This window comes from Nostoc sp. UCD121 (assembly GCF_014222285.1).
GTDB lineage: Bacteria > Cyanobacteriota > Cyanobacteriia > Cyanobacteriales > Nostocaceae > Nostoc.
Map to the genome: position 1 here is coordinate 1 of NZ_JACKZS010000439.1, position 1,789 is coordinate 1,789.

Sequence of the window (1,789 nt, forward strand, 5' to 3'; positions counted from 1 at the left end):
ATAGTGGCGTTCTCATCAACTTTAATAAAGTCTCATCCTGCTGCAAAGTCTGCCAAAATTCCACTCGTCCTACTGCTTCAAAATACTCCGATATCTGTGTTTCATTGAGTTCACGTAAGCAAATCGCTCCATTCAGATGCAGATTACTGCTGTAGTGGCTATATTCTTCAATCCGACTACAAACAACTAGATAAAGCGGTTTAGTTTCGCTTGCTAGAAACTGATTGATTGCATAGACACAAATTTCTTGACGCTGTGGCTCAAGTTCATCTAAACCATCAAGCAATGGTAGTAATTGGTGATTATTTACCCACTCTTGACCAAGTTTAGTTGAAACACCATATTTAGATTTAAGTTCCGTCACTAACCAATTAGTTATAGATTGTCCGTCATTTTTCCACGAAGACAAGTTGAATAAAACGGGAACGGGATAATCAGGCTGTTCTTCTGCACGGTTAACTAAAGCTTGAGCCAGTTCTAATTCTGTGGTAGTCTTACCTGACCCTGGCGCACCCAATATTAATAACTTTCCTGCAATTTCTTCAGAGTCAAAAACTTGCAAAATTGTTGTGGCATCTGGCAGAGGAACAGCTGGCTTTAAGCCAATTTTTATCTCAGCATCCCAAGGGCGTTTTACTTGTTGAGGTTGCGGCTCCTTGCCCAGATTAATTAGCACAGCATTGTGTAGAGACTGCCTTAATCGGGAAGTAACTTCTTCCTTGACTGCTGCTAGTAGTATCCGTTCGTTCTTTGGTCGTGCAGGGTCGCCTATTGGTGCTGTTGTCTGCCCACTAAAAGTATTAAAAATATTTTGAAAAACATTACCTTGAATATAGTCGCCTTCAATCCGTTCGTTATAATTACCTCCTCCAGTATTGATATTGCGGTTTTCAGGCGGTTTCGGCTCTTCCATATTTTTGCATGAGCTAAATTTTCAGCCTAGAAGCTGCGGGTTGGTAAACTATGAACTTAGAAGTATGTTAATTCAATTCCCTCAATCTTCTGCATCTACTTCCTGCCAGCCTTTGATAGCACCAACAATAAAAGCACCTGCTGGGTTGTCAATAGCTTTCTCTAAAGCTGCTAAACCGCCTTCTTTGGCTGCATTTATTGCACGTTTTTTCAAAGTGGGGTTGCTTTCGATGCGGTTTATGGCTTCTGCTGCTACTACCATTTGCTGTGATGTAGTAGTGGTTGGGTAAGTTTGCTCTAACTGTTTTAACAATACCTGAATCTCGGCAGCAGCTTGGGCAAGGCTTTGGGGCTGTCCAGCAGCGTAGTAATTACCTTGGATATAATCGCGTTCAATGCGCTCGTTATAGTTGCCGCCACTTGTGTTGATATTGCGATCGCTAGCCATTGTTGTATCTCCTTGGTTATTATAATTTTCTGCATAAAACTTAGGGCTTTGTAGCGCCGTATTTACCATAGTTTCTAAACTACTAATTCTGCTATCTTTTTCATCCATTAATACTTTAATTTGTTGCTCTGGCAAGCTTTTTATATCATTGTAAGTTTCAAAATATTCAGTACTAAGTTCAGACTTGTTAGATGTAGCTGCGGTTTCCGCACGAACTAAAAACTTATCATTGCCTCCTGCCTCCATCCCTACAATTCGTAATTCTGCCTGTGGGTGATTCTCTACCAACTGCTTAAAAGAAATTGCGATCGCTCTTGGGTCAACACTTTTGTTGTGGTACAGATCAAGTTTGTCAAAACATGAGCTATTTTGAGGATTTAATTCATCATTGATTGGAGTAGGTATTGGAGAAGCTGGTCTGTTTCTTTT

General features: G+C 40.5%; 1 protein-coding gene and 1 pseudogene. Both read right to left on the reverse strand.

Annotated features, from left to right (window positions below; all coding sequences use genetic code 11):
* Positions 1-913, reverse strand: a 913-nt coding sequence (locus GNF10_RS36675) for an NACHT domain-containing NTPase (protein ID WP_185607477.1), incomplete at its 3' end; no start/stop codon positions are given.
* A gap of 81 nt (positions 914-994) precedes the next feature.
* A pseudogene (locus GNF10_RS39185) lies at positions 995-1,789 on the reverse strand (hypothetical protein); the annotation flags it as partial.